We start from the raw sequence: 25,342 nt of genomic DNA, 5'->3' as shown, positions 1-25,342 counted from the left end.
TATGAAGAATTCGGTGCGTGATTCGTTGAGCCACGTCAAGCCATCGGAGGGGCGTCGGCATAGAGTGGTTTCAGGGTTCGACCGCCTCCCGAGAACCGCGCTCATGGAGAACAAGATGGCAATCCCGCAAAAACTCGCCATTGCAATTGCGACGCTCGGCATGGTCAGTGCCGCTGCAATCGCTGGTACGCCGGCAGCCAGCGACAGTGCAGCACACGACGCCCATCATCCGAATAAAGCAACCGCAAAAGCGCCGAGCAAGTCGAAACGCGACGCGGACGACCAAATGCAGGCCATGCGCGTCATGCACGAAAAGATGATGAACGCGAAGACGCCTGAAGAACGCGCCGCCCTGATGGACGAACAGATGAAAGTCATGCAAAACGGCATGAGCATGATGGAAATGATGGGGCCTCCCTCGTCCGGCATGCCGATGTCGTCGCGGCGGGGAAGCATGGAAATGCGCATGGACATGATGCAAATGATGATGCAGGCAATGATGGACCGTCAGGCTGCTCGGGAGCATCCGGCCGAGAAGTGACGGTACGAAATGGGAGACTGCCGTGGATGACAACTCGCATGGCGACCGGCCGTTCTGGAAATCGCGGTCAGCCGTTGCACTCATCGCGTTCACCGCAATAGCGCTGGTCCTCCTGCTTTCCGAACACCGCGCCCACTTCCTTGGGGCGCTGCCCTATCTGCTGTTGCTCTCGTGCCCGCTGATGCATCTGTTTATGCACCATGGACACGGGCACCACGGGACGAAATCGACCGACAGGCGTCCTGATTCAGGAGACGGTCATGACCAGCATCGGTGACGGTTACGGGCTATGGAGCCTCGTCGTTATCAATTCTCTTGTCTTCATCATCTTCGCGTTCAGCTTCTTCAAGCCGGCAACCAAGCGGGACTGGCGAACGTTCGGCGGGTTCTCCGCCTTCATCGTCGCGCTATTTGCGGAAATGTACGGATTTCCGCTCACCCTCTATTTGCTGTCGGGTTGGTTGCAGACGCGCTTTCCGCAAACGAATTTGCTGTCTCACGACGCAGGGCACCTCTGGTGGACCTTGACCGGCCGGCACGGCGACCCGCATGGCGGACTGCCGCATCTTCTCAGCTTCTTCCTGATACTGGGCGGCTTCTACTTGCTGTCCACAGCCTGGCACGTACTGTATGAAGCGCAACGCGACAAAGAGCTGGCCACCACCGGCCCCTACGCGAAAATCCGGCATCCTCAGTACGTCGGGTTCGTCGTCATCATGCTGGGCTTCCTGCTCCAATGGCCCACGCTCGTGACTTTGGCCATGTTCCCCATCCTGGTCTTCATGTACGTTCGACTCGCGATACAGGAGGAGCGCGATTCGGAGGCGAAGTTCGGCGCTGCGTGGCGTGAATATGCGGCACATACGCCGCGCTTTGTGCCGAACTTGTCTGGAAAACGCCCGGCTCACCCGTAGCTGGCACTGCCGCCCGGAATGAATGTTGCTCCCGCCCTATCGCTCAGGCGTCCTCCGACGATTCGGCAATGTAGTCTCACTGTACGCAACCGAGATACCGGCCAGCCTCAATGGAAGCGGAACGGATGAGCAAAGGAGCGTCAAATGAGCGGCCAACCCGGCGAAGACAAGCTTCATCACCCACGGATTTCCGAGCACGTGTCATCGGGCGAACATCACGCTCGCGAGATGGACAAGCACGACCATCCCGCCGGGCACGAACACGACGCACATGCTCATCACCGTGAGGGCCAGGACGAGCGCGTTCGTTCCACCGATTCGCTTCGCGACCCTGTCTGTGGAATGACGGTGACCGATGAGTCACGCTTCCGCCGCGAACACAATGGCAAGTGGTACACGTTCTGCAGCCAGGCCTGCTTGACGAAATTCGAGGCTGCACCGTCCAGGTACGTTGAGCCTTCGACCATTGAGCAACCACAAGCAGTGCCCGGGGGCACCATCTACACGTGTCCGATGCACCCGGAAATTCGCCAGGACCATCCCGGGCAATGTCCGAAGTGCGGCATGACCCTGGAACCGATTCTGCCCAGCGATGACGAAGACGACAATCCGGAGCTGGCCGATTTCCAACGCCGATTCTGGTGGACGTTGCCACTGACCGTCGCAGTCTTCGTCCTGGCGATGTTCGGTCATCGCCTCAGATTGATGGACGTCGGCACCGGGAGCTGGATCGAGTTCGTCATCTCCACACCGGTCGTCCTGTGGGCAGGACTGCCGTTCTTCGAGCGGTGCGTGCGCTCATTCATGAACCGCAGCCCCAACATGTGGACGCTCATCGGGCTCGGGACAGGCGCGGCCTACATCTACAGCGTCGTCGCCACCCTCTTCCCTGGCGTGTTTCCCGATACGTACAGTGCGCACGGCCGAGTCAGCGTATATTTCGAGGCGGCGGCAGTCATCATTTCGCTAACGCTTCTCGGGCAGCTGCTCGAACTGAAGGCCCGCTCGCAAACGTCCGCCGCCATCAAGGCACTCCTCGGGCTCGCGCCCAAGACTGCGCGGCGCATCAACCCGGACGGCTCCGAAGAAGACATTCCGTTGCCCCATGTTCATGTCGGAGACATTCTTCGTGTGCGGCCGGGCGAGAAAGTCCCCGTCGACGGTGTGGTGACGGACGGCACGAGTTCGGTCGACGAGTCCATGATTACCGGCGAGCCCATTCCCGTCACGAAGCGTGTTGGCGACCACATCATCGGCGCAACGATGAACGCGACGGGCAGTCTCCTCATCCGCTCCGAGAAAGTCGGCGCCCAGACCGTCCTGTCGCAGATCGTGCAGATGGTCGCGCAGGCGCAGCGCTCCCGTGCCCCCATGCAACGTATGGCCGACAAGGTCGCCGGCGTATTTGTCGTCGGGGTCGTCAGCGTTGCGCTTCTGACGTTCTTCGTGTGGGGCATCCTTGGCCCCGAGCCCAGCTGGGTGTTCGGTCTCATCAATGCGGTGGCGGTGCTCATCATTGCGTGTCCGTGTGCGCTGGGCCTGGCGACGCCCATGTCCATCATGGTCGCGAGCGGAAAAGGCGCCACAAACGGAATTCTCTTTCGCGATGCGGCTGCGATCGAAAATTTGCGCAAGGTCGACGTGCTCCTTGTCGACAAGACGGGGACACTGACGGAAGGGCGTCCCGCGTTCGAGCAAGCCGTAGGCGCAAACGGATACACGACCGACGAAGTGCTTCGTCTGGCGGCGAGTCTCGATCAAGGCAGCGAGCATCCGCTTGCGGCAGCCATCGTTGCGGCAGCCCGTGAGAAGAAGCTGACTTTGGACCGCGCGGAAAATTTTGAATCCGCAACGGGTATCGGCGTGAGAGGAATGGTCGCGGGCAGGAGACTTGCACTCGGCAACACCGCGCTGATGCAGACTGACGGCGTATCCGTCGAATCGCTGTCCAACAAGGCGGACAGCCTGCGTGCACAAGGCGCCAGCGTCATGTATCTGGCAGTCGACGGCAGTTTGGCCGGACTGCTGGCGGTCGCCGATCCGATAAAGCTGACCACGCCGGAGGCACTTTCGACATTGAGGGCGAACGGAATTCGAGTCGTGATGGCGACCGGTGACGGTGTGGTCACGGCCCAGGCGGTGGCCGAAAAGCTCGCCGTCGACGAATTCCATGGCGAGGTGAAACCTGCCGACAAGCTCGATCTGGTGACACGGCTTCAGCAAGCCCGGCATGTCGTCGCGATGGCTGGCGACGGTATAAACGACGCCCCCGCGCTTGCCAAGGCCGATGTCGGCGTAGCCATGGGAACAGGCACGGATGTGGCGATGAGCAGCGCTCAGGTGACGCTCGTCAAGGGCGACTTGCGCGGTATCGCGCGTGCTCGAAAGCTGTCCGAGGCAACCGTCGCAAACATGAAGCAGAATCTTGGCTTCGCGTTCGTTTACAACGCGCTCGGGGTTCCGTTGGCGGCCGGCGTTCTTTACCCGTTCACGGGGCTGCTACTCTCGCCGATGATTGCAGCGTTGGCGATGAGCCTGAGTTCGGCCTCGGTCATCTCGAACGCGCTGAGATTGCGTAACGCCAAAATTTGAGCAGCACCGAACCCTGCCGCAATTCGAGCCACCCGCCACGATTCGCTGATGAAGCGTGCGTCAAGGCACTGGCGGGAGACGCGGTCCGGAGAAGTCACGCGCGCAGTTCCACCGGCGGCATACGTCATTCACACGATTGCAAAAGCGCGTGTTCGGATGTTGATGGTGGACACACGATCCGTATGACCTGCACCAACGGGCCGTTGTCCGGTTCATCCGAACGCGCCTCACCCCGCCCGCACGAAATGATGCTCCACCCTCGTGCGCAATACACCATCGAGCGCGGCAAGCCGTTCGCGCAGACGCACCGCCTGCCCTTCCGTCATTTCACCGAGAACGATTTTTTGCTCGAGCACGTCGCCACAGCGGGTGATGGCCCACCGGTCGACCGTCGCCGTTTCACCTTCGAGCACGGCGGCCGCGGTCGAGACGATGCCCGGATTCCGTTTCGATACGAGATGAACGGTATGCGTCAACGTGAAACCGGGAAGGAACTGCGACCAGTCTTCACAGAGGGTCGGGCGGGAAGCGGAGGAAACTTGGCTCATGGTTGCTCCGGATGAAAGGTTATCGAACCGGTGCCAGCCATGCTGCTCCCGTTTCGTTGCCGTCAATCGGCCGCATCGCCTCGAAGGCGTCCACCTTGCCCGGGAGGGCAGGTTGGCGTCGGATAATCCGACTCTGGATGCTTGATGTGTCACGTTCGGCATTTCGAACGTGGGTTCATTATACCGAAAACCTGCCGTCGGGCAAGAAGCCCCGGAAAACGGCGCTTCAGCCGGACCGCATCACCGATCCGGCCCTTGTCTGTCCACACGCCGGCATACCCTCGTCGCCGACACCCGCTACTTCGACAAAGCCAGCTTCTTCGACACCACGACGCCGCTCGACGGGCTCACGAGCCGGATGTCATGGAGATCCACGTGCAACGTGGAGACCCTCGTCGTGATGTCCGTCGGCTCCTCGATACTCGGATCGGCATGTTCGGTTTGGTCGGTCAGGTAAGGCCGAACCAGGCGCCCGGAAAAAACGAGCGCGAAGTCGCCCTGCGTCCGGGCGTACTCGGCGGGCGAAAGCCGCATGCGGCTACGAACGGTGGTCTTTTTGCCTTCCCCGGCGTCGAGTTCGATGACGTCGACGTGCTGGATGTACCCTTTTGCCTTCGCTTCGGGTGCAATCACGAGCCCGCGCCCTCGTGGCCCCGTCGTGACCTTGCTGAGCAGGATGCCCGTCCGGTCGCCGCGCTCCGCGTCGAACAGGTCGACATCCAGCGTCAACAGGTGCCGCCGCGACCGGTACCTCACCCCGTACCGCACCGGTACCACGAACGTCACGTCACGATCCAGACCGACGGCCGCCAGGTCAGGATTCGATCCGTGCCGGTCGACCGCACCGGGAACCAGGCCGCGAACCCGGTCGCGCAACGAAGGCGAGCGCGTGCCGACGTGCAGTTTCTGCAGCGCATCGCGAATGGCGGCCGGGTCGTCGCCGACAATCGGCCGGGCCGGCGACGCGTCGCGATTGACGGCCGACGCGATGCGCGTCGCGCCGTCGACAGTCTCCGTCTCTGCGTGCGCGGCGGCCGTCGCCAGCATCGTCGCCAGGGCGACGATGCACGCCAGGTTCGAACGACCCCATTTGGATTTCCGGTGAAACACGACACACTCCTGATTGGCTTGCAGATCGATCAACGACGAGCACTATAGGGTGGAATGATCGGCAGCGCACCCCTCGGTGTTGACCGTCACCGAGGGCCGGCTCGCCCCATCATAGGTTCGTTGTCGGCGCGGCGGCAGGCCCACGGGCACACTACCGTGTTGCCCGGCCGACAACAACCAACGGGGGGTGCGCTGCGGCGCCCATCGGGCATCCACACACTCATGCCTGCCCGTCCTCCCGCCGATACTCCGCCGGCGCCTTCCCCACCAGCTTGCGAAAATCGCGCGTGAAGTGTGCCTGATCGAAATAGCCAAGCGCCTGCGCCAGTTCAGCCAGATCGACCGGCTGTCCGCCGGCCAGCCGGTCAGCCGCCTCGTGCAGGCGATATCGACAGATCACCCACTTCGGCGTCACCCCCACGTAGTCGGCAAAGAGCTGCTGCAGCGTGCGCTCGCTCAAGCCGGCGCGTTCGGCCAGATCGCGCACCTGCGTGATGCCGATGTCCTGCTGCAGCATCTGCAGCAAGCCGTGGATACGCTCCACCTGAGGATCGGGCGGCGGCAGCACGCGCAACAGCAACGACTCCGCGGCCGACACCATGCCCGCATCGTCCTGCGCACCGAGCACCGCCGCCTCGGCCTGCGCATCGCTGCAGTCGAGCAGCGTCGACACCGGCAGCACCTTGTCGGTCATCAGATGCACGGGCTTGCCGAAAAACGCCCGAAACGCGCCGGGCTGGAATCGCAGCCCGATGACGCGCCCCGTGTCGGCCAGCGTCGTCTCGAATGCGCCGGACACCACGCCGAAAATGCCCGTCTGCCGCCGGTCGAACACCAGGTTCACGCAGGGATACGGCAGCGTGCGCTGCACATGGGGCGGCTGGTCGCGCAAATCCCATTCGACGATCCAGTGGTGATCGAGCACGCCGGCCAGTGCGGCGCACGGATAGTAGCGATTCAGGCGGAAGCGCTGCAGGGCGGCCCGAGGGCCGACCACGCCCTTGGGGCTATCGGTCACGTTGCGCAGGTCGGACATGGTGTGAACGGCGAGAGGGAATACCGTGATGATGCACCGCCACAGCGGATTTTTCCAAGACGATGCCGCGCGCGCCGGCCTACATTGGACGCCCGCTTCCCGACCACGCCATGGAGTCCGCCATGCCGCCAGACCGCCACCTGATCCTTTACCATTCGCCGCGCAGCCGGTCGGCCGGCGCCCGCATGCTGCTCGAGGAACTGAACGCCGACTATGCACTGCACGCGTTCGACCTGTCCGCCGGCCAGCATCGCGAGCCCGCCTATCGGGCGATCAATCCGCTGGGCAAGGTGCCCGCCCTGCGCCACGGCGACGTGGTCGTCACCGAGCAGGCCGCCGTCTATCTCTATGCGGCGGAACTGTATCCGGAAGCCGGCCTGGCGCCGGCAACGGGCGATCCGCTGCGCGGCTCGTACCTGCGCTGGATGGTGTTCTACGGATCGTGCTTCGAGCCGGCCATCGTCGATCGATCGATGAACCGGCCGCCTGCTCCGTATTCGACGTCACCCTACGGCGACTTCGATACCGTCGTCGACACGATCGGCGCGCAACTGGCCAACGGGCCTTATCTGCTCGGCGAACGCTTCACCGCAGCGGACGTGCTGTGGGCGTCCGCGCTGAACTGGATCACGATGTTCAAACTGATGCCCGAGACGCCGGCGGTGCGCCACTATCTCGATCGCGTGCTCGCACGCCCCGCCATCCAGCGCGCACAGGCGGCCGATGCGGCGCTGGCGGCGGAGCAGGACAAGGTGAAGGCGGCCGCCGCATCGGCCGGCTGACGCCGGGAACCGTCGCACGCGACGGAGCCGGACCCGCGCACCGTCGTGCGGCGTCGGCTCCGCTCCCTCAAAACACCGTATGCAACCCGAGCCGAGCCACCGTCTGACTTGCCGAACTCGACGCACCGTTCGGATCGAGCACGCCATTCACCTGCGCATTCGCGCCGCTATTGGCGCGCTGGTAATCGGCCGACACGTACACCATGGTCCGCTTCGACAACAGGTACTGAAGCGCCACGCTGACCTGATGCGCGTGGTTGTCGTTCACCGCTTCGTTGCCTTTCATGTACATGTACTTCGCGCCCAGGACGACGTCCGGCCTGATCCGCCACAGGCCGCCTGCTTCCGCCATCCACACACCGGCATCGTTGAACGCATTCCGCACGGTGGTCACCAGTGCCGTCGCCTTCACGACACCGAAGTCGTAGTGCATGCCGACGCCCCAGTTGCGCACGCTGGTCGACGGCACACCCGGCGCCGAGCCATATTTCTCGTTCGTGTATGCCGCGCCCACGCCGAAAGCGCCCATCTCGTAGTTCACGCCGGCACTGACGGCGTTGTCCGCGCCGATCGAGCCGGCCACCCCGCCGAACGCATACATCACGCCGCCGGAAAAGCCCGAGACCGTCGGCGACGTGTACTTGACCGAATTCGCGATCGGCTTGCTGCCTGCCGTGCGGTCCCAGTCGAACGCGCCGGTCGGATTGCCCGGCAGCGCGAGACGCTGGAACGGCCCGTTCCTGAAACCGTACAGCCCCGAGATGTCCCGCCCGATCGCATTCCCCTTGTTGAAAAGCGCGTCGACCATGAAGTCGTATTGATTCCCCAGCGTGATGCTGCCGAACCGGTCGCTGTCGAGGCCGACGTATGCATTGCGCCCGAAGATCCCGGTCCCGACGATGCTGCCGTTCGCCATCGAGAACTGGTTCACGAGCGCGAACACGGCGCGATATCCGCCGCCGAGGTCTTCGGTGCCGCGCAAGCCGAACAGATTCGGCGCATAGATGCCGTCGTCGAACTTGACGTTCTTGCCGCCGCCCTCGTTGCTGACATACGAGATGCCGGCGTCGATCAGACCGAACATCGTCACACTGCTCTGCGCCCATGCGCCCTGCGCGACGGCAAGCACCGCGAATACGCCAAACCTGAGTTTCATGTTGTCTCCGTCTTTTTATGGAAATACGAGCCCGTCACCGCGCCAGGCGGCGGGTGCTCGCTTGTTGCCTCGTGGAAAATCGCCCTGATTCGGGCTGCTACATCACCATCAAAATCATGATTAGTTTTACTGATTGATTATCTTGAAATTCTTTACGTGAACCGGTGTCGCACCCGAGCCGATCAGGATCCGTGATTCACGGCTCTCGAGAAATGACCCACGCCGAGGAATCCACGTCAACGGCCACGGCTTCCAGTCCGGCACCCGCACACGGCCCGTCGATGCACACGCCGTCGTCGAAGCGGAACAGCGCGCTGTGATGTGCGCACATCAGCACCTGCGACCGATAGCAGGAGACATTGCCCGGCACGTAGTCGAGCGGGACGGAAAAGTGCGGGCATCGATTCACGTACGCCCACACCTGCTCGCCACGCCGCACGACGATGACGGGACGCCCGAGGCACGCTTCGTCGACGACGCGCGCGCCGCCGTCGGGCACCTCGGAAACGCGGCAGAGTCGTCTCGCTTCCATCGCTCACACCCGCTGCTCGGGGTTGCCGAGGCTCCAGTCCCACGGGCGCACTTCCACGTGCGAGAACAACCCCTCCTTCACATACGGGTCGTTGCCAACGAACCGCATCACCGCATGAATGTCGTCCGCCTCGACGACGAGCAGCGTACCGTTCATCGCGTCGCCCTGCGGGTCGAGCGTCGGGCCGCCGAGCCGCACGACCACGCCGTGCTCGGCGGCCGCACGCAGATAGGTCCGATGAATCGGCCGCACACGATCGCGCACGTCGCGCATGCCGGGCTGGTCCGTCGCCAATACCGCGAAAAATCGAGCCATGACGATCAGCTCCGGTCGATGGGGTCATTCATCAGTCTTTCTCCATTGGCGCATCACGCCGCTCAACGCGGCGCACGCCCTTCCCATGCGTCCTGAAGCAGCGCGCGAATCGCCGCGCGCTCGATCGGCCGCGGATTCGCATACGGGTTCTTGCATGCGAGATCGGCCGCCTCGTCGAGCCCTTCCCGCGGCATTCCGATCGCGGCGAGCGCCGGCGCGATGCCGAGCTGCTCGTTCAGCCCGAACAGCAACGGGCCGGCGTCGGCCGCGTCGTTCCCGCCTAGCGCCCGCGCGACGCGACGCAACGCATCCGGCGCCGCCGCGTGGTTGTAATGCGCGGTATGCGGCAACATCGACGCGTGCGTCTGTGCGTGCGGCAGGTTGAACGTGCCGCCGAGGGTGTGACAGAGCTTGTGGTGCAACGCCATGCCGACCGCACCGAGGCAGGTCCCGGCGAGCCACGCGCCATACAGCGCGCGGCTGCGCATCGGCCGGTCCGCCGGATCGCGCACCACGCCAGGCAGCGCTTCGCCGAGCGCGCGAATCGCTTCTTCGGCCATCAGGCTGATCACGGGGTTCGCATCTTCCGCATAGAGCGCCTCGACCGCATGCGCGATCGCATTGACGCCCGACGCCGCCGAAATACCCGGCGGCAGCGACACCGTCAGTGACGGGTCGTACAGCACGGTACGCGGCAGCACGCGCACATCGCGCCCGGTGCGCTTCAGGCGGCCTTCCGTGAGCCCGTAGATCGGCGTCATCTCCGAGCCGGCATACGTCGTCGGCACGGCCAGGATCGGCAGCGGCGATTCGAGCGCGATGGCCTTGCCCAGCCCGATCGTCGACCCGCCGCCGATCGCGATGCAACAGTCCGCGCCCCGTTCGGCGGCCATCTCGCGGGCCGCGCGCGCGACGTCGACCGGCACGTGCATGACGGCCTGCGCGCACACGCCGGCCGCGCGCTCGCCCAGTATGTCCGTCACCCGGTCGGCGAGAGGCCGCTGTTCGGGTGTGGACAGGATGAGCGCGCGGCGGGCGCCGAGCGTCGCCAGCTCGTCCGGCAGCCTGTCGAGCGCCCCCCATTCGAATACCACGCGGGAGGGCGTGCCCTGATAGACGAAGCGCTCCATGCGAACCTCAGCGCTTGAAGTGCGGCGGCACGTTGCCGTCGACGTTGACCCACACCGATCGCGCTTCCGTGTAGTCGTGCATGGCCTCGAAACCCATCTCGCGGCCGTAGCCCGACTTGCCGACGCCACCGAACGGGCTGCCCGGATTGACGCGCTTGTAGCAGTTGATCCAGCACATGCCGGCGTTGATCCGCGACGCCATCTTGTGGGCACGCGAGAGATTCTGGGTCCAGAGGCCGCTGCCGAGCCCGTATTCCGTCGCGTTGGCAATGGCGAGCGCCTCTTCGTCGCTGCCGAAGCGCAACACGGTGACGAACGGGCCGAACACTTCCTCCTGCGCGACGCGATCGTTGGCGCGCTTCGCCTCGATGACCGTCGGGCGCACGTAGTAGCCGTTGGCGAGCGCCGGATCCTGCGGCGCGCTGCCGCCGGTGAGCACGTGGCCGCCCTGCTCGCGCGCGACGTCGACATACGACAGCACGCGCTCGAGGTGCTGCTTCGACGTGAGCGGCCCCATTTCGGTATTCGCATCCAGCGGATTGCCGATGCGGATCGACGACGCGAGCGCGACGAAGCGCTCGAGGAACGCATCCGCGATCCGTTCGTGCAGCACGAGACGCGAGCCCGCGATACACGCCTGCCCCTGGTTGTGAAAGATCGCCCACGCAGCGCCGTTGATCGCCGCATCGAGGTTCGCATCGTCGAACACGATGTTGGCGCCCTTGCCGCCCAGCTCCAGCTGCACGCGCTTCAGGTTGCCCTGCGACGCTTCGACGATCCGCCGGCCGGTCGCGGTCGACCCCGTGAACGCGATCTTGCCGACGCCCGGATGTTCGGCGAGCCGCTGGCCTGCCGTATGACCGTAACCGGGCACGATATTGACGACGCCGGCGGGAAACCCGACTTCCGCCATCAGCTCGACGATGCGCAGCGTCGACAGCGGCGTGATTTCCGACGGCTTGAGCACCACCGTGTTGCCGGCCGACAGCGCCGGGCCCATCTTCCAGCTCGTGAACATCAGCGGAAAATTCCACGGCACGATCTGGCCGACCACGCCGATCGGCGCGCGCTGCACGTAGTTCAGGAAACCGGTCTCGACCGGGATCACCGAGCCTTGCAGCTTGTCGGCCATGCCGCCGAAATAACGAAAGCACGCGGCCGTGCGCGGCACGTCGAGCGAACGCGAATCGCGAATCGGGTGACCGGTATCCAGCGATTCGAGGCGCGCCAGTTCGTCCGCGTTGGCTTCGATCGCATCGGCCAGGCGCAGCAGCAGACGGCCGCGTTCGGCCGCCGGCATCGCCGACCATGTCGGAAAGGCGCGCGTCGCGGCTTCGACGGCCAGGTCAACGTCCGCCGCGGTGGCCGCCGCGATCTTCGCGATGACGGCACCGTCGTGCGGGTTTAGCACGTCGATCGTGCCGCGCTCGACGGCGTCGACGAAACGCCCGTCGATGAAGAGTTGGGTTTGCATGAATCGTCCTCGGTGTAGGGCTGAAGCGGAAGCCGTCGCTGGCGCGGCTCAGAACGCGATCGGGTACGGCGCAAGCTCGCCGCTCTCGTAGCGCCGCGGCAGGTCCGGCGTCGCGTTTTCCCAGACCAGCAGCATCGACCGCTTCGTCGAATAGCCCTGGTGGCGGATGTCGGCCGGCATCGCGCAGATGTCGCCCGCGCGCATCGTGATGCGCGCACGCGGCGCGCCGGTATTCTTGTCGCCGATGTCCCACACGATTTCGTCGGACAGTTGCAGGAACCATTCGACGCGGTCGTTGCCGTGGAACACCGGCAGGATGAATTCCTCGGTGGTCGGGCAGAACAGGCTGCGCCCGCACACCGACGTCACCGACGGATTCCACGTCACGTCCGAGCGCGACAGGTACTTGAACAGGTTGAACGCGTGCAGCTCGCCTTCGAAGCCCGGCTCGACGTGCACGTCCGGCTCGTCCTGCGCGACGTCGAGGAACGCGCGGTTGACCGGCAGTGCGTCGCGCAGCGGCGAATCGCCTTCGAGGCCCGGCATGCGGCGCGTCGCGATACGCGTGCGCTCGATCGCCGAGCCGTTGTCGCCGTGCTTGCGGCCGAACGCGGTCCCCGTTTCCTCGGGCGCCGCGAACGGATCGAAGCCTTCGTTCGTCCAGTCGTGCAGCATCGCCTTGAAGGTCGCCATGATCGTCGGCGTGTCGAAGGTCTCGGTATAGTCGACACCGGCATCCTTCAGGATGCCGTTGAAGGTGCCCGCATACATGTCGACCTTGCCGTAGTGATTGCGCGTGCCGAACACGTGGTCGAAGTTCACCCAGCCGTAGAAGAAGCCCCAGGCGACGTCACGCATCATCGCGCGCAGGAACGCATCCGCCGGCATCGCATGCGTGCGCGTCTGGCCTTTCGCGGGCCAGCTGATCTTCACGAAGTATTCGTCGCGCTGGAATTCGAATTCGCCGAGCTGGAAGCGGCGGTAGCCGGTCACGGCATCGGCGTCGGTCGATCGCACCAGATCGGCGGCAAAGCCCGTGGACGGATCGAGGGTGTCGAGGGTGGCCATAACGTGTCTCCTGGAATAGTCGAATGAGGTCGGAAGGTCAGTGCAGGCAGATCTCGGCCCACTTCTCGACGGACAATTCGCCGAGGACGGTCTGCACGAGCGCGACGCCCGGCCGGCTCGCGGTGAAGCGATACGCGCAGCCGGCCGGCAGCAGTGCCTGATGGCCCTGGCGCAACACGACGTACCCCATGTTCCGGCCGGCCGGCTGCGGGCCGGCGCTCACGGTGCCGCGGCCCGATCTCGGCGGGTGGTCGAGCTTGATGAAATCGATCCGGACTTCGCCGTCCATCTGGATCGTGAACTCGTCGTGCGCACAGGCGAACCACGGCGACTGGCCGTCGGTCCTCAACACTTCGATCACGTATTCGAGATTCTTGCCGGCGACGACCTTTTCATAAGGGGCCGACTTCGATGCCACCTCGAAGACGTTCGAGAAGGCGTAGTGCTGCGCGCTGCCGCTGGTGATTTCGATCTCGCCCTTCCGGTAACCGTCGAGCGAGCCGAAGACGGTGTGGAATGCCGTGCTGGTCATTGCTGTCTCCTGAGTTGAACCGCTTGTTGGATTCCACTCTAGGGGCAACGCACGGCAGCAACAAGGCAACGGACGGCGATTACGGCATTTGCGTTTCGCGAATAATCCGCGCGGCTCAACGCACCCAGCCGCGCGCCAGCAGCGGGAGATCCCACGGCGATTCGTCGCCGATGTATTCGGCGAGGAATTCGACCAGCGCCTTGACCTTCAGCGCCTGTCGCTGCGTCGCGGGATAAACGGCGGCGAAGCTCAGTGGCGCGAGCTGGTAGTCGGTGAGGATCGGCACCAGGCGGCCCGCGACGAGCGCGTCGCTCGCCACGAGCGTCGGCAAACAGACGACCCCGCCGCCGGTCAGTGCGTATTCGCGCAGCAGGTGGACGGAGTTCGAGCGGATCATGCCCGGCAGCTCCATTTCGACGACCTCGTCGCCGCGCGTCATGGTCCAGCGGTTACGTGACGGATAGCCCGAATACAGCGCCGTCGTGTGCTGCAGCAATTCGCGCGGATGTTGTGGCGCACCATGCGCGTCGACGTAGGCGGGTGCCGCGCAAAAGAGACGCCGGACCGTGAACAGCCGTCGCTCGATCAGCGATTCGGAAATCGGCGGGAAGATCTGGAACGCGATGTCGAACCCTTCTTCGACAGGGTCGACCACACGGTCGTTGACGATGATGTCGAGCTGGATGCCCGGGTAGCGCTGATTGAAGGCCGCCAGCGGCGCGCCGAAGTGATCGAGCGCGAAGCCGGGCAGCATCTGGATACGCAGCCGCCCGGTCGGCGTCGCGCGAAGCTCGCGCATCTGGTCCGTCAGCTCGTTGACGCGCCCGACCACCTCCGCGCACTCGCGATAGAACGTCTCGCCCACGTCCGACAGGCGCACGTGGCGCGTGCTGCGATGGAACAACGGCGCGTTGACGAACTTCTCGAGCTGCTGGATGCGATTCGTCACGACCGAACTCGTCACACCCAGCTGCCGCGCGGCCTCCGCGAAGCTGCTCGCCTCGGCCACTCTCACGAATGCCTCGATGCTCAGGAACCGGTCCATACCGCGCCCTTTTTCGACAGCGAAACCGGCAGTCTACCCGCGCGGGAATCGGGCTGTGTCATGTGAAAAGCGTCACAGTGTCGCCGAATCGATGTCAATTGCGCGGCGCACCGCGCGTTACCGCGATTGCTCTCCGGCCGCCAGCTCCGGCGGCACGACCGCGCGGCGCTGCAACACGGCCGGCGCGGTTTCCTTCAACAGCAGACTGACCACGATACCGAGCAGGACCGCGCACATCGGCAACCACAGAATGTTCTGGATGCCAAAGTGTGCGGCGACATAACCGCCCAGCGCCGGCGCGATGCCGCCGCCGAAGATCTCGCCGACGCCGACCACCACGCCGATGGACGTCGACACGAGGCCGACCGGTGCGGCTTCGGTCGCGACCGGGCCGGACAGCAGCGACACCAGCCCGAGCGTGAAGAACGATGCGACGAACAGCACGCCGAACAGCGCGAGCGGCTGCGGGCCGAGACCACGGAAGAGGTAGAGCATCGCGGCCGTTCCCGCGAAACCGACGATGCTCGCGATGCGGCGGCCGACCAGATCGGAAAGACCCGGCAACCCGAACTGCCCGAGAAAACCGCCGAAGCCGATCGCCGAGACGACGAGGCCCATCTTCTGCGTACCGAGCGCCAGGTAATCGGTCAGGTACAGCGGCAGCAGCGCGCCGAGCACGAAGACGCCCGTCATCGCGCAGCACAGTGCGGCCATCGCGACGAGGATGTTGCGGCTCTTGAGTACATGGCCGAGCGACGCCGGCGCACGTTCCGCGGCGACTTCCTTTACCACCTTCGGCTCGCGAATCACGAAGAACATGATCGCGCCGAGCACCAGGCCGGGCACGGCCACCAGCGCAAAGACCCAGCGCCACGACACGAAGCCGAGCAGCTGCGTGGCGATGATCGGCGACAGCGCGAGACCGAACAACGCGAAACCGCTTTGCTGCAGCCCGAGGTTCAGGCCGCGCCGCCGCGGATGCGACGCATCGGCCGTCGCCGCGAAGCTGGTCGGGCAGAACGAGCCTTCCGCGACGCCCATCAGCCCGCGAATCGCCATCAGGCCGAGCAGCCCGCCCGCGAGCCCCGAGAACCCCGACAGCAGCGAGAACGCGATGATGGCCGGAATCAGCACCTTCCTGCGGCCGATCTTGTCGGAGATGCCGCCCATCAGCGCCGCGAAGATGCCCCACGACAGGCCGAGCACGCCGATGCAGTTGCCGACGTCCTGCGCGGTCAGGTTCAGGTCCTTCATGATCGAAGGAAACAGCGGCGCGATGAGCCAGCGGTCGAGGCCGACCAGCCCGAAACCGAGCGCCAGCAACGTGACTGCCCTCCACTCGTATGCGGTATCCCACTCGTTTGCTTTCATGTCCGTCTCCGTGGACGCCGGTTCGCCCGCGCGCGCCGCAGCGCCTGCGCGTGGGTCCGGTCCGATGGTTTTTGTGTGCGATGCGAATCGCAATGAAGTGCCGGCTAGCGTCCGGATTCGACGCGTCGAATTCGCCCGGCCGACGTCGCCACGATAGGGGTATGGCCGCGAATCGGGTATGGAACAACCAGCGAACGCGCCATTCGCGAAACGCAAATAATCGGGAACGGCGGGCGGGAAGGAGCGGCAGGGAAGCGTCGCGCGCGTCGACGCCGTGTTGAAGCGGCGCTCACGCGCGCCGCATCGGGGAATCCCTCATGGACTTGCAAGCGCCCGGATACAGCACCACCCGGGAACGCGGGAGGGCGCGCGTCTCATCCGGACAGAAAGGCCCTCGCATCGAATGAGAACCAAATTCCCCAATTTAGCATCAGAATAAAACGTCATTTCATATCAGGCGGAATTACCAGCCAACTTTGGATCCTTTTTCCCTTCTGTCCCCCGTATCATTTCCGTCACCATGCAATGAGCAAGAGACGGAAATGAGCGACATCCACCCGCTGCACTACCTCGACTACGCCGCCACGACGCCGGCCGATCCGCGCGTGATCGACGCGATGACGGCCTGCCTCGGCTTCGACGGCATCTTCGGCAACCCCGCGTCGAGCTCGCATACCGCCGGCCGGCTGGCGAAAGACAAGGTCGAGCAAGCACGCGCGCAAGTCGCCGCACTGATCGGCGCGGATGCCGACGAGATCGTCTGGACGTCGGGTGCCACCGAATCGAACAACCTCGCGCTGAAAGGCTATGCGGAAAACGCGGCCGGCAAGCGCCACCTGATCACGAGCCGCATCGAGCACAAGGCCATCCTCGACACGATGGCCAGCCTGGCGAAGCACGGCTCGCAGGTCACGTTCCTGACGCCCACGCGCGACGGCGAGATCACCGCCGACGCGGTGGCGGCCGCCATCGGTCCCGAGACGGGCCTCGTGTCGCTGATGCTCGTGAACAACGAGATCGGCACGCTGACCGACATCGGCGCGATCGCCCGCCTCGTGCACGCCGCGGGCGCGCTGCTCCACGTCGACGCCGCGCAGGCGCTCGGCAAGACGCCGATCGACGTGCGCGCGCTCGGCATCGACATGATGTCGATGTCGGCGCACAAGGTTTACGGGCCCAAGGGTATCGGCGCGCTGTTCGTGCGCCGCGAGATCGCCGATCGCATCGCACCGCAGATTCACGGCGGCGGTCACGAGCGCGGGTTGCGCTCGGGCACGCTCGCGACGCATCAGATCGTCGGCATGGGTGTCGCATGCGCACTCGCCGCCGACAAGCTCGACGGCGAAACCGCACGGATCGCCGCGCTCGGCGCACGCCTGACCGACGCGCTGCTCGCGCTCGGCGACGTCACGCAGAATGCAGCCGCCGCGCGCCGCATCCCGCATACGCTGAGCCTGACCGTGAACGCACCGGGCTTCTTCCCGTTCATGCTCGGCGAAGCGCTCGCCGTCTCGTCGACCTCCGCGTGCAACTCGACCAGCGGCGCACCGTCGCACGTGCTCACCGCGCTCGGCCTCGATGCGGAAACGGCCGGCCGCACGGTGCGCATCAGCTTCGGCCGCTTCACGACGGAGCAGGACGTCGACTTCGCGATCGCGTGTTTCCGCAAGGCGATCGAGCAGTGCCGCGCGACGGCGGCGAACGGGTTCTCCGCGTCGCGCCAGATCACGCCGGCCGACCTGAAGGCGATCCGCAATGCCGGCTTCCGCTCGGTCATCTGCAACCGGCCCGACGGCGAAGGCGACGATCAGCCGGCGTTCGACGAGATCGCCGCCGCCGCCCGCGAACTGGGCCTCGAGGCACGCTACCTGCCGGTCGAGCGCGACCAGATCGGCGACGCGGAGATCGACGCGTTCGGCGCACTGGTCGACACGCTGCAGAAGCCGGTGCTCGCGTATTGCCGAAGCGGCAGCCGCTCCGGCCTGTTGTGGAATCGCCTGTCCGCGCGACGCACGGCCTGAACCCGCGCACTTCCCCGCTATACCGCGTCACCCGCGTTCACGCACGAAGCCGATGCTGCGTTGCATGACCGCGAGGTGATGCCGGCCAACGCAGCATCAGCCCCCTTCTCCGTCATTCATCGGCGTGTAGATCGCCAGTTTCAGCGCGGGATCGTCGTTCGCCTGAAACGTCGCGTACTCATAGCGCTGCGTGCCGCGTTGCGCATGCACGAGCACCTTCTCGCCGGACACGCCGCTGCGCACGTCATGAGCGTCCCACCCTTGCGCGAATGCGACGCTGCTCGCATCCGGCGCACGCTTCCGGATTTTCACTACGCCGCCGAAATCTGATAAAGCCGGACGATCCCGCACGCGCGCTACCGAAGATTCGGCGGCCGATGCGATTCTCCATCGCACCGGCCGCCGCGCTGCCTGCTACGTCACTCGTCCTGCTGTTCCTGCTGCGCCTGCACCTGCCGCTGCTGGATGAACTGCCGCACGTCGCTCATCGTCACACGCCCGGTGTGCTTCGCATCGATCTCGTCGAAGTGCTTCGACACGAAACCCAGGCCGCTGCTCTGCGCCTGCGCCTTCGTCACGGCCGCGCCGTTGCTCAGCACGGTATTGCCGCCAAGCCTTGCGTCGACGCGCTGCTGCGCCTGCTGCTGCAGCGCCGCGCCGGTCGACGGCAACACCGGCGCCGCCCGCGTGGCGGGAAAGAACGGGCCGTCGACGCCGCGCCCACCGTGCGGCAGCTTCACCGGCGCCACCGCTTGCGGCGGCAACGCATAGGCACTGCTCGTCACGGCACCGAGGACGATCAACGGAGACATACGCCGCATCAATTTGATTAGGGACATGATCACTCGCATTCAATGGATGAATAGAGGGTTCCTTTGACAAGGAGTCCGTCGCTCAGGGCGCCGCCGCCAGCGTCGTTCCGGCCGTCGCGCCCGGGACGCTGCCGGTCGGCACGCTCGGTGGATTCTCGTCCGGCCACGGCGGCGGCAGCGTGTGCAGCGTCAGCGCCGTCGGAATCCGCGCGCCCTTGTAGAACGTCTTCAGGTCCCGCTTCATCTCCGGCCGGGCGACGTCGTCCAGGTAGATCATATGACCGCCCTGGAAGAAGTTCACCTGCAGCTTCGGATTGAGGCCCTTCACCGTCTGCAACCGCGCGAGTTGCTTCTCGGTGTTGAAGAACGGCGTCGCGAGATCGTGATAGCCATTCTCCGCGAGCACGCGAAGCTTCGGGTTCAACTGCAGCGCACCGAGCAGATCGGGGATCGTGTCGGGCATCGGCTGGCCGTCGTGCGAGAAGTCCCAGACGCCGATGATGTTGTCGTTCAGCGGCAGGTAGGTCGCGTTCGGCGCGGAGTAGCCGAGGTAATCCGGCATCTGCGTCGCGAGCGCGTTCGTAAACGGCTGCGAGATCAGGATGTCGGACGGGTCGCCGTCGTCCTGCAGCCGCGGATCGGAATTCGGCAACGACACGCGTCCGTCATACCGGCCGATCGTCGTGCCGGGCAGCAGGCTCGTGCCGAACGGATTCGCGTTGAAGTAGCCGCGCAGCGCCTGTTGCGTGAGGCTCGACGGGATCGACCACAGCCTGAGCGTCGCATCGCTCGGGAACACCGGCGTGCCGAGCGCATCCGGAATGCCGAGCTGGCTCAACACCCACGACTGCGAGTACTTCTGCAGCTGGTTGTAGATCAGCGTCGTGAACAGTTCCGTCTGCAGTGCGTACAACCCCTGGTTCACCGGCGCCGGCGAGACCTGGTTGAAATACGCCGCGACCGCCGCATAGCCCGGCAGGTAACCGGCCACCGTATCGGTTTCGAGCAGCAGCCCTTCCGTCGACTGCGTGATCGCCACCGCTTCCACCGCATCCGCGAAGTAGTTCAGGATGGCTGACTGCAGCACGATGCCCGTCAGGTGCACGCCGGCCGATTCGAGCGCGAGCGCCAGCATGTCGGTACGCGGCGTGCCGTACGATTCGCCGTACAGATAAATCGGCGACGTGCCGCGACTGTTGACGTTCAGGTAGCGCTGGATGAAATCGCGCATGATGTTCACGTCCGCGTCGGAACCCCAGTACTTCTGGTTGGTGTTCGGCAACACGGCTTCCGACAGCCCCGTTCCGGGCGGGTCGATGAACACGAGGTCGGTGGTGTCGATCAGGCTCTCGGCATTGTCGACGAGCGGATAGTTCGGCCAGGTGGTGCCGAACCCGGGATCGGGCGTGGCCACCCGTGTCGGCGCGAACGAGCCGAGCCGCAGCCAGATCGACGACGAGCCGGGGCCGCCGTTATAGACGAACGTGACGGGGCGCGGCTTGCCGTTGGTGCTCGGCGCGGTGTACGCGACGTACGACATCGACGCTTCCGCATTGCCGTTCGCATCCTGCGCGGTCAGGTGGCCGGTGGTCGTCGTGTAGTTGACCGTCGTGCCGCCGGATTTCCACTGGTAATGCATGACGGCCGCTTTCTCGGATACCTGCGCCGCGGCGAGACCGTCGGTCGCGTTCATCGAGTAGGCGACGGGGTCGATGTACGGCTGGTTGGCCGCCGGCGCCTGATTGCCGGCCGCTTGCGCGCTGGCCTGCTGGCTGGCCGTGGCCTGCGCGAGGCTCGACGCGCCGACGGACGACGAATCGTCGCCGCCGCAGGCCGCGAGCGCCAGTGTCATGACGGTCACTACGCCCAGCCCGGCCATCCGGCCGTGACGAGCACGGCGGCTGCCGGTACAGCTCCTGTCTGGTTTCATCTCTGTCCTTTGGTTCGGATACCGCTTCACAAAGGCCGCCTTCGCCGACGAGACGCGCAGCAACACCCGCCACTCGCGCAAAAGGCGGTTGGGATCGGACTGCTTCAAGAGACTGAACGTGATACAGACACAGCAAACTGCTGGCGAGAATCGTGCTTGAACCGCCCCCTGCAGTTTGGACTTCTATTCTGATTACCGAAATTTACGACATCGACAAAATAGGCGGTGCTGCGCCGCGTTGTCAAAGATCATTCGGATATTAAAAATCCCGCAATGATGCGAAGGGCGGACAGTGTCTGGCATTTGAAAGAAAACGGAATTATTCGTGCAAGCTGCGCTTTATCGGTAATACCGGGCCGAATATTTTACTTTTCTCGCATAACCCGGAAGCCCTTCCTGCATTGACTCGACGATGACGAAACCTTCAGATCGACAGGATTTTTCTTTCATTTTTATTATCTGTGATCGATTAATACAGCACGGCAACCTTCACCCATCACGCCAGGATTCGATTCGCTTCAACCTTTCTTCAATCGCCATGCTGATACGCGCCGCATCGCCCATAAAATACCGATTCCATTAATTTCAATCCGGCTTGACGGCATTATTTACTCGATATCCGGCCGGCATTTCCGGGCGGATGACGACATGCGGCGTCGCCGCACGTCGTCGGTTGCGGCACGTCGATTGTCGATTATTTCTTGCCGCCCGGGAGCGCGATATCGATCAGCACCGGATCGTGATCCGACGAACGATAGGCGTCCGGTGCATAGAACGTCTTCTGCTGTTCGGCCGACTTGTACGCGAGCGTGTACTGCAGCGCGAGCGGCTCGTCCGCGTTGATGTGCCATTCGTGCACGGCCTTCACGTGCGAGGCGAGCGGCAGCGTCGCGAGCGCGTGATCGAGATAGCCGGCTTCGCCGTTGTACACGTAGCTGTACGCATTCGCGCCAATCCAGCGCGCGACGAGGTTGCGGTAGCCGCGCGATTCGAGCGCGCGGATCGGGTCCTCGTACGTATAGCTGTTGAAGTCGCCGATCAGCAGCACGCCCTGGCCCGCGACGCCCGTCGGGTTGCCGGCCAGCCAGTCGGCCAGTTTCGTCGCCGCGCGCGTGCGCGTCGGGTTCCAGCAACCCTGGCCGTCGCCCTGGTCGAGATCGTCGTTCGCGGCGTCCGGGCAGTTCTTCGACTTCAGGTGATTGACGGCCACCGTCAGCGCCTGCTTGTTGCCGTCGACCAGGCGGAACGACTGCGCGAGCGGCTGGCGGTTCTTGTCGTCGATTGCAAGCGTCGCCGCGCGGCCGACCGGTTCGACCTTGCGGCTATCGTAGATCATCGCGACCGCGATCGCATCGCCGCCGAGGCGTGACGAGCCGGGATCGACGACGCGCCAGTGGTTGCCGAGCTTCGCCGCGAGCTGACGCACCGCGCTCAGTTCGCCGTAGCCGTTGTTCTGGATTTCCATCAGCCCGATCACGTCGGCATCGATCGCCTTCAGCGCGCTGACGATCTTCGCTTCCTGACGCTGGAATTCCTGGAACGTCTTCGCGCCGCGGTTGTTCGGATCGTCGAAGCCGCCGCCGAGCCCGTTGCCGTTGAAATAGTTGAGCACGTTGAACGACGCGACGCGCAGGTTCGACTTCGGATCGCGCGCGGGCGCGTTGGTGCGCGGATTCGGACGCGTGTCGAACGCCGGCACGGCCGCGCCGGGCAGCGGCTGCACGCGCCACGCGCCGTAACGCACTTCGAGCACGCCTTCGACGTCGCGCACGGTGTAGCCCGCGCGCAGCGGGTTCGCGGCCGACAGGCCCGGTGCCGGATACGGCACGGTCGCCGGGTTCTGCTTGTTCGAGCCGTCGTCGAGGATCAGGCGGTTGCGTGCGTTCGCATCGATCTGCGTCTGCGCCTGCGCGGGCGGCACGACGCTCGTCGGCGTACGCAAGCGGCCGTTGCTGAGCATCACGCTGCCGTAGCGACCGAGCTCGTAGTTGTCGGTCACGTTCAGCGTCTGCGGCAGGCGCACGCGCATCCCTTCGTACGCGGCGAACGCGTTCGGGCTGTCGACCGGCAGCGTGAGCGTCGCGGGCGTGACCGTCTGGCCGTTCGCGCACACCGCGATCGCCCCCGACAGCGTCAGTTGCGTCTGGCCATATTTCTCCTCGACCTTGCCCGTCACGTGCACGAGATCGCCGGCCTTCGCGCGCGCTTTCGGCGCATAGACGAACAGGCCTTCGGACACGCCCGGCTGGTTGCGGCGTTGCGCGTCGGCCTGCTGGACGAAGAAGCCGCCGAAGCCGTCCGTGCCGCCGAAATCGGCGGTGACGACCGCCTCGACCGACACGTTCTGGCCGGCGAGCGGCGACGGTGCGCCCGGCCCCTGGATATCGGCGATCGGCGTCGTGCTGCCGCCGCAGTTCGGGCTGACGGGAGCGGCAAATACCGGCGCGGCAAGCGTCGGAAGCAACAATAGCGGGGCAAACAGGCGGATTGTCGAGCGCATGACGGGGAATCCCGGTTGTGAGGGTGGCGAAAGCTTAGCGGCGCTCAATGACAGTTTTTGGTAATGAAAAGACAGGCCGACGTAATGCCCGTCATCACGCCGCGATCCCCACCGATCGCATGTTCGGGCCCGGAAATGCGGGGCAATCGGCTGGCAGGAACGCCTCCGTGCTCCGGACGATTCCCCCGCGCCGTCGCCGCCGCATCGCCGCGCTAGGCCGTTCCCGGCAACGCGCTCGATACGAGCACGGCCGCCACCATCAGCACGCCGCCGAGCACGACCGCCTCGATCCGCAACACGGCGCCAAACCGTTTCAACGAGACGGCCGGCATCGCGGCAGCCGGGTCTCGCAGCGCGGCCAACAGCTTCGGCATCCCGAAGAAACGGTTATGGCCGCCGAGCGCCGCTGCGATCAACACGAGCGAAAGCTTCAGCAGCAGGATCTGCCCGTACGTCGACACGAGCAGGTTGGCCGGCGTATCGACGCCGCGCCAGCCGCTGTACGCGCCGGTCGCGAACAGCACGACCAGCGCATACGTCGACGCATCGGACAGCGACTGCACGAACGATGCGCCCGTCGCGCGTTCGCTCGCGGGCATGCCGGCGAGTCGCGGCATCACGCCGAATGCCGTCACGAGCACGAGCCCGACCCACGCGCTGATCGCCAGCAGATGCAGCCAGTCGATCCACACGGGCACGCTGAACAGGCCTGCGTCCACCGGATGCCCGCCGTTGCTGCGCGCAAGCGCGACGCAGGCAAGCGCGGCCCACATCGCGAACGGAAAACGCGTGTCGTTCGCGCGCCTGACGAACGCCAGCAGCACGACGACGAGCATGAACACGGCGCCGGCCAGCCATGCATGACCGAAGCCCGTGCCCGCGAGCATCGCGCGGACGGCCGGCCCCGCTTCGAACAACGGCACTTCGCTCATCAACGCGCAGTGCGCCCAGAACGCGGTGACGCTCGCGAGCAGCGACACGGCGGACGCGATCCGCAGCGTCGCGACGAGCCGTCGCCCGATCCCGTGCTGCCATGCCGACGCGCCAAGCGCGAGCCAGCGGCCGCCGAGCAGCGCACCGACGACGACGGCGAACCCCGCATTCTGGATCGCTACCGCCACGAGCCGCAGCAGGCCGACGATACCGTCGTTCATCCTTTCACCCGGAACGTATAGGTGCCCTTCGTGCGATGCGCGTCGGCGGTCATCGCCACCCATTGCACCGTGTATGCGCCGGGCGCGAGCCTCGGCATCGCGACCGTCATCACGCGCGGGTTCGACGCATCGACCTTCGCCTTGTCCCGCGTGACGGCATTGCCGTTCGCGTCCGACACCTTCACCGAGCTGAATGCAGGTTCGAGGTCTTCGTTGAACGCGAGCCGCACGGTGTCGGGCGCCACGTCGACCGTGCTGCCCGTCGCCGGTGCGGCGCTTTCCAGCTTGCCGTGCGCCGAGGCCGCGACAGGCGCGGCCGCGAGGATCGCGCCGGCCGCGGCAAAGCCGGCCAGCCGCTTGAGCATCGTGATCGTCATGTTCGCGCTCCGCGTCACGGCTTCTTCAGTTCGACGACGGTCAGCGCGCCGCCCACCTCTTCGGCGACGAAGTCGATCTTGTCGCCGGCCTTGACCTGGGACAGCATCGCCGGGTCCTTCACCTTGAACACCATCGTCATCGCCTCCATCCCGAGGTTCTCGAGCGGGCCGTGCTTGATCGTCAGCTTGCCCGCGGCCGCATCGACCTTGCGAACTTCGCCGTGCGACATGCGCTGCGCCGCGTCGGCGCCCTGCTTCGCGCCGCCGCTCATGTCCATGCCGGCCATGTCGCCGGCCGCGTACGACGCGACGGAAAACGCCAGCGCGCAACCCGTTGCCATCAAAACCAGTCCCTTCTTCATCGTGTCGACTCCCGTGTGAGTGAATGGAAACCGGCGGCCG

Annotated in this window: 25 protein-coding genes and 1 riboswitch; of the genes, 6 read left to right on the top strand and 19 right to left on the bottom strand. The window is 65.2% G+C overall.

The annotated features are described in order from the left end of the window. Positions 1-103 precede the first annotated feature (103 nt). The 4 genes from WJ12_RS22405 (at position 104) to WJ12_RS22395 (ending at position 4,047) form a co-directional block, all read left to right on the top strand. On the top strand, positions 104-541 hold the full coding sequence (locus tag WJ12_RS22405) for a hypothetical protein (protein WP_051700987.1): 438 nt from the start codon (positions 104-106) through the stop codon (positions 539-541). A gap of 22 nt (positions 542-563) precedes the next feature. Continuing rightward, positions 564-818, top strand: a complete 255-nt coding sequence (locus WJ12_RS35145; RefSeq protein WP_080287846.1) for a DUF2933 domain-containing protein — start codon at positions 564-566, stop codon at positions 816-818. Continuing rightward, a complete protein-coding gene (locus WJ12_RS22400) occupies positions 802-1,455 on the top strand; it encodes a methyltransferase family protein (RefSeq protein ID WP_034188459.1) in 654 nt (217 codons plus the stop codon). Before WJ12_RS35145 ends, WJ12_RS22400 begins: the two co-directional genes overlap by 17 nt. Before the next feature lie 228 nt (positions 1,456-1,683). Continuing rightward, positions 1,684-4,047 (top strand): heavy metal translocating P-type ATPase, encoded by a 2,364-nt coding sequence (locus WJ12_RS22395; protein ID WP_059559845.1) that lies wholly within the window; start codon positions 1,684-1,686, stop codon positions 4,045-4,047. A gap of 227 nt (positions 4,048-4,274) precedes the next feature. On the opposite strand, the gene WJ12_RS36045 is transcribed toward WJ12_RS22395, so the two are convergent. The 3 genes from WJ12_RS36045 to WJ12_RS22380 all read right to left on the bottom strand — a co-directional run bounded on the left by WJ12_RS36045 (position 4,275) and on the right by WJ12_RS22380 (position 6,741). After that, positions 4,275-4,595: a hypothetical protein gene (locus WJ12_RS36045; protein ID WP_154233749.1), complete on the bottom strand. Its 321-nt coding sequence runs from the start codon at positions 4,593-4,595 to the stop codon at positions 4,275-4,277. A gap of 42 nt (positions 4,596-4,637) precedes the next feature. Further along, positions 4,638-4,741, bottom strand: a riboswitch (SAM-I-IV-variant riboswitch). A 151-nt stretch (positions 4,742-4,892) separates the two neighbouring features. After that, positions 4,893-5,705, bottom strand: a complete 813-nt coding sequence (locus WJ12_RS22385; RefSeq protein WP_059560090.1) for a hypothetical protein — start codon at positions 5,703-5,705, stop codon at positions 4,893-4,895. Between the two features lie 220 nt (positions 5,706-5,925). Continuing rightward, complete coding sequence (locus tag WJ12_RS22380; protein ID WP_059559848.1) at positions 5,926-6,741, bottom strand: AraC family transcriptional regulator; 816 nt, start codon at positions 6,739-6,741, stop codon at positions 5,926-5,928. Positions 6,742-6,863: 122 nt separating this feature from the next. Here WJ12_RS22380 and WJ12_RS22375 point away from each other — a divergent pair, with 122 nt between their 5' ends. Then, positions 6,864-7,523, top strand: coding sequence for a glutathione S-transferase family protein (locus WJ12_RS22375; RefSeq protein WP_059559850.1), 660 nt, complete (start codon positions 6,864-6,866; stop codon positions 7,521-7,523). Positions 7,524-7,590: 67 nt separating this feature from the next. Here the strand turns inward: WJ12_RS22375 and WJ12_RS22370 are convergent, their stop codons facing one another. The 9 genes from WJ12_RS22370 to WJ12_RS22330 all read right to left on the bottom strand — a co-directional run bounded on the left by WJ12_RS22370 (position 7,591) and on the right by WJ12_RS22330 (position 16,146). Beyond that, positions 7,591-8,679 carry a porin gene (locus tag WJ12_RS22370; RefSeq protein ID WP_059559853.1) on the bottom strand — a complete coding sequence of 363 codons (1,089 nt, stop codon included), beginning with the start codon at positions 8,677-8,679 and terminating at the stop codon, positions 7,591-7,593. Positions 8,680-8,875: 196 nt separating this feature from the next. Further along, positions 8,876-9,211 (bottom strand): Rieske (2Fe-2S) protein, encoded by a 336-nt coding sequence (locus tag WJ12_RS22365; RefSeq protein WP_059559855.1) that lies wholly within the window; start codon positions 9,209-9,211, stop codon positions 8,876-8,878. Between the two features lie 3 nt (positions 9,212-9,214). Continuing rightward, the gene (locus WJ12_RS22360; RefSeq protein WP_034188464.1) at positions 9,215-9,526 is read right to left on the bottom strand and encodes a YciI family protein; all 312 of its coding nucleotides are present in this window, start codon (positions 9,524-9,526) and stop codon (positions 9,215-9,217) included. Positions 9,527-9,588: 62 nt separating this feature from the next. Beyond that, positions 9,589-10,656, bottom strand: a complete 1,068-nt coding sequence (locus WJ12_RS22355; protein WP_059559858.1) for a maleylacetate reductase — start codon at positions 10,654-10,656, stop codon at positions 9,589-9,591. 7 nt (positions 10,657-10,663) lie between these two features. Continuing rightward, positions 10,664-12,130: an aldehyde dehydrogenase family protein gene (locus tag WJ12_RS22350; RefSeq protein ID WP_059559861.1), complete on the bottom strand. Its 1,467-nt coding sequence runs from the start codon at positions 12,128-12,130 to the stop codon at positions 10,664-10,666. Positions 12,131-12,178: 48 nt separating this feature from the next. Continuing rightward, complete coding sequence (locus tag WJ12_RS22345; RefSeq protein ID WP_034188467.1) at positions 12,179-13,198, bottom strand: hydroxyquinol 1,2-dioxygenase; 1,020 nt, start codon at positions 13,196-13,198, stop codon at positions 12,179-12,181. A gap of 37 nt (positions 13,199-13,235) precedes the next feature. After that, the gene (locus WJ12_RS22340) at positions 13,236-13,730 is read right to left on the bottom strand and encodes a cupin domain-containing protein (protein WP_034188468.1); all 495 of its coding nucleotides are present in this window, start codon (positions 13,728-13,730) and stop codon (positions 13,236-13,238) included. A 115-nt stretch (positions 13,731-13,845) separates the two neighbouring features. After that, entirely contained in the window at positions 13,846-14,775 is a 930-nt protein-coding gene (locus tag WJ12_RS22335) for a LysR family transcriptional regulator (RefSeq protein ID WP_034188469.1), read from the bottom strand. Between the two features lie 117 nt (positions 14,776-14,892). After that, positions 14,893-16,146: an MFS transporter gene (locus WJ12_RS22330; protein ID WP_034188470.1), complete on the bottom strand. Its 1,254-nt coding sequence runs from the start codon at positions 16,144-16,146 to the stop codon at positions 14,893-14,895. A 542-nt stretch (positions 16,147-16,688) separates the two neighbouring features. On the opposite strand from WJ12_RS22330, the gene WJ12_RS22325 reads away from it, so the two are divergent. Continuing rightward, complete coding sequence (locus WJ12_RS22325) at positions 16,689-18,167, top strand: aminotransferase class V-fold PLP-dependent enzyme (protein WP_059559863.1); 1,479 nt, start codon at positions 16,689-16,691, stop codon at positions 18,165-18,167. 96 nt (positions 18,168-18,263) lie between these two features. Here the strand turns inward: WJ12_RS22325 and WJ12_RS22320 are convergent, their stop codons facing one another. The 7 genes from WJ12_RS22320 to WJ12_RS22290 form a co-directional block, all read right to left on the bottom strand. Beyond that, positions 18,264-18,563: an MmyB family transcriptional regulator gene (locus tag WJ12_RS22320; RefSeq protein ID WP_226103872.1), complete on the bottom strand. Its 300-nt coding sequence runs from the start codon at positions 18,561-18,563 to the stop codon at positions 18,264-18,266. 23 nt (positions 18,564-18,586) lie between these two features. Then, entirely contained in the window at positions 18,587-19,018 is a 432-nt protein-coding gene (locus WJ12_RS22315) for a hypothetical protein (RefSeq protein ID WP_049033869.1), read from the bottom strand. Between the two features lie 43 nt (positions 19,019-19,061). Beyond that, positions 19,062-20,909, bottom strand: coding sequence for a S10 family serine carboxypeptidase-like protein (locus WJ12_RS22310; RefSeq protein WP_049033867.1), 1,848 nt, complete (start codon positions 20,907-20,909; stop codon positions 19,062-19,064). A 694-nt stretch (positions 20,910-21,603) separates the two neighbouring features. Continuing rightward, a complete protein-coding gene (locus tag WJ12_RS22305; RefSeq protein WP_059559866.1) occupies positions 21,604-23,409 on the bottom strand; it encodes an ExeM/NucH family extracellular endonuclease in 1,806 nt (601 codons plus the stop codon). A gap of 212 nt (positions 23,410-23,621) precedes the next feature. Further along, entirely contained in the window at positions 23,622-24,563 is a 942-nt protein-coding gene (locus WJ12_RS22300; protein WP_059559868.1) for a CopD family protein, read from the bottom strand. Beyond that, entirely contained in the window at positions 24,560-24,940 is a 381-nt protein-coding gene (gene copC, locus WJ12_RS22295; RefSeq protein ID WP_059560093.1) for a copper homeostasis periplasmic binding protein CopC, read from the bottom strand. The genes WJ12_RS22300 and copC overlap by 4 nt, the downstream gene beginning before the upstream one ends. A 14-nt stretch (positions 24,941-24,954) precedes the next feature. Next, positions 24,955-25,302: a copper-binding protein gene (locus WJ12_RS22290; protein ID WP_049035864.1), complete on the bottom strand. Its 348-nt coding sequence runs from the start codon at positions 25,300-25,302 to the stop codon at positions 24,955-24,957. Positions 25,303-25,342 lie beyond the last annotated feature (40 nt).

It is taken from the genome of Burkholderia seminalis (assembly GCF_001718535.1).
GTDB lineage: Bacteria > Pseudomonadota > Gammaproteobacteria > Burkholderiales > Burkholderiaceae > Burkholderia > Burkholderia seminalis.
Note: the sequence above shows the minus strand (reverse complement) of the source record. Positions and strands in the feature narration are given on the sequence as shown.

What these genes read in the sequence shown, in the direction of transcription:
- WJ12_RS22405 (WP_051700987.1), top strand. Translation starts at nt 104, where the DNA reads ATGGAGAACAAGATGGCAATCCCGCAAAAACTCGCCATTGCAATTGCG.
- WJ12_RS22400 (WP_034188459.1), top strand. Translation starts at nt 802, where the DNA reads ATGACCAGCATCGGTGACGGTTACGGGCTATGGAGCCTCGTCGTTATC.
- WJ12_RS22395 (WP_059559845.1), top strand. Translation starts at nt 1,684, where the DNA reads ATGGACAAGCACGACCATCCCGCCGGGCACGAACACGACGCACATGCT.
- WJ12_RS36045 (WP_154233749.1), bottom strand. Translation starts at nt 4,595, where the DNA reads ATGAGCCAAGTTTCCTCCGCTTCCCGCCCGACCCTCTGTGAAGACTGG.
- WJ12_RS22380 (WP_059559848.1), bottom strand. Translation starts at nt 6,741, where the DNA reads ATGTCCGACCTGCGCAACGTGACCGATAGCCCCAAGGGCGTGGTCGGC.
- WJ12_RS22375 (WP_059559850.1), top strand. Translation starts at nt 6,864, where the DNA reads ATGCCGCCAGACCGCCACCTGATCCTTTACCATTCGCCGCGCAGCCGG.
- WJ12_RS22370 (WP_059559853.1), bottom strand. Translation starts at nt 8,679, where the DNA reads ATGAAACTCAGGTTTGGCGTATTCGCGGTGCTTGCCGTCGCGCAGGGC.
- WJ12_RS22365 (WP_059559855.1), bottom strand. Translation starts at nt 9,211, where the DNA reads ATGGAAGCGAGACGACTCTGCCGCGTTTCCGAGGTGCCCGACGGCGGC.
- WJ12_RS22360 (WP_034188464.1), bottom strand. Translation starts at nt 9,526, where the DNA reads ATGGCTCGATTTTTCGCGGTATTGGCGACGGACCAGCCCGGCATGCGC.
- WJ12_RS22355 (WP_059559858.1), bottom strand. Translation starts at nt 10,656, where the DNA reads ATGGAGCGCTTCGTCTATCAGGGCACGCCCTCCCGCGTGGTATTCGAA.
- WJ12_RS22350 (WP_059559861.1), bottom strand. Translation starts at nt 12,130, where the DNA reads ATGCAAACCCAACTCTTCATCGACGGGCGTTTCGTCGACGCCGTCGAG.
- WJ12_RS22345 (WP_034188467.1), bottom strand. Translation starts at nt 13,198, where the DNA reads ATGGCCACCCTCGACACCCTCGATCCGTCCACGGGCTTTGCCGCCGAT.
- WJ12_RS22340 (WP_034188468.1), bottom strand. Translation starts at nt 13,730, where the DNA reads ATGACCAGCACGGCATTCCACACCGTCTTCGGCTCGCTCGACGGTTAC.
- WJ12_RS22335 (WP_034188469.1), bottom strand. Translation starts at nt 14,775, where the DNA reads ATGGACCGGTTCCTGAGCATCGAGGCATTCGTGAGAGTGGCCGAGGCG.
- WJ12_RS22330 (WP_034188470.1), bottom strand. Translation starts at nt 16,146, where the DNA reads ATGAAAGCAAACGAGTGGGATACCGCATACGAGTGGAGGGCAGTCACG.
- WJ12_RS22325 (WP_059559863.1), top strand. Translation starts at nt 16,689, where the DNA reads ATGAGCGACATCCACCCGCTGCACTACCTCGACTACGCCGCCACGACG.
- WJ12_RS22315 (WP_049033869.1), bottom strand. Translation starts at nt 19,018, where the DNA reads ATGCGAGTGATCATGTCCCTAATCAAATTGATGCGGCGTATGTCTCCG.
- WJ12_RS22310 (WP_049033867.1), bottom strand. Translation starts at nt 20,909, where the DNA reads ATGAAACCAGACAGGAGCTGTACCGGCAGCCGCCGTGCTCGTCACGGC.
- WJ12_RS22305 (WP_059559866.1), bottom strand. Translation starts at nt 23,409, where the DNA reads ATGCGCTCGACAATCCGCCTGTTTGCCCCGCTATTGTTGCTTCCGACG.
- WJ12_RS22300 (WP_059559868.1), bottom strand. Translation starts at nt 24,563, where the DNA reads ATGAACGACGGTATCGTCGGCCTGCTGCGGCTCGTGGCGGTAGCGATC.
- copC (WP_059560093.1), bottom strand. Translation starts at nt 24,940, where the DNA reads ATGACGATCACGATGCTCAAGCGGCTGGCCGGCTTTGCCGCGGCCGGC.
- WJ12_RS22290 (WP_049035864.1), bottom strand. Translation starts at nt 25,302, where the DNA reads ATGAAGAAGGGACTGGTTTTGATGGCAACGGGTTGCGCGCTGGCGTTT.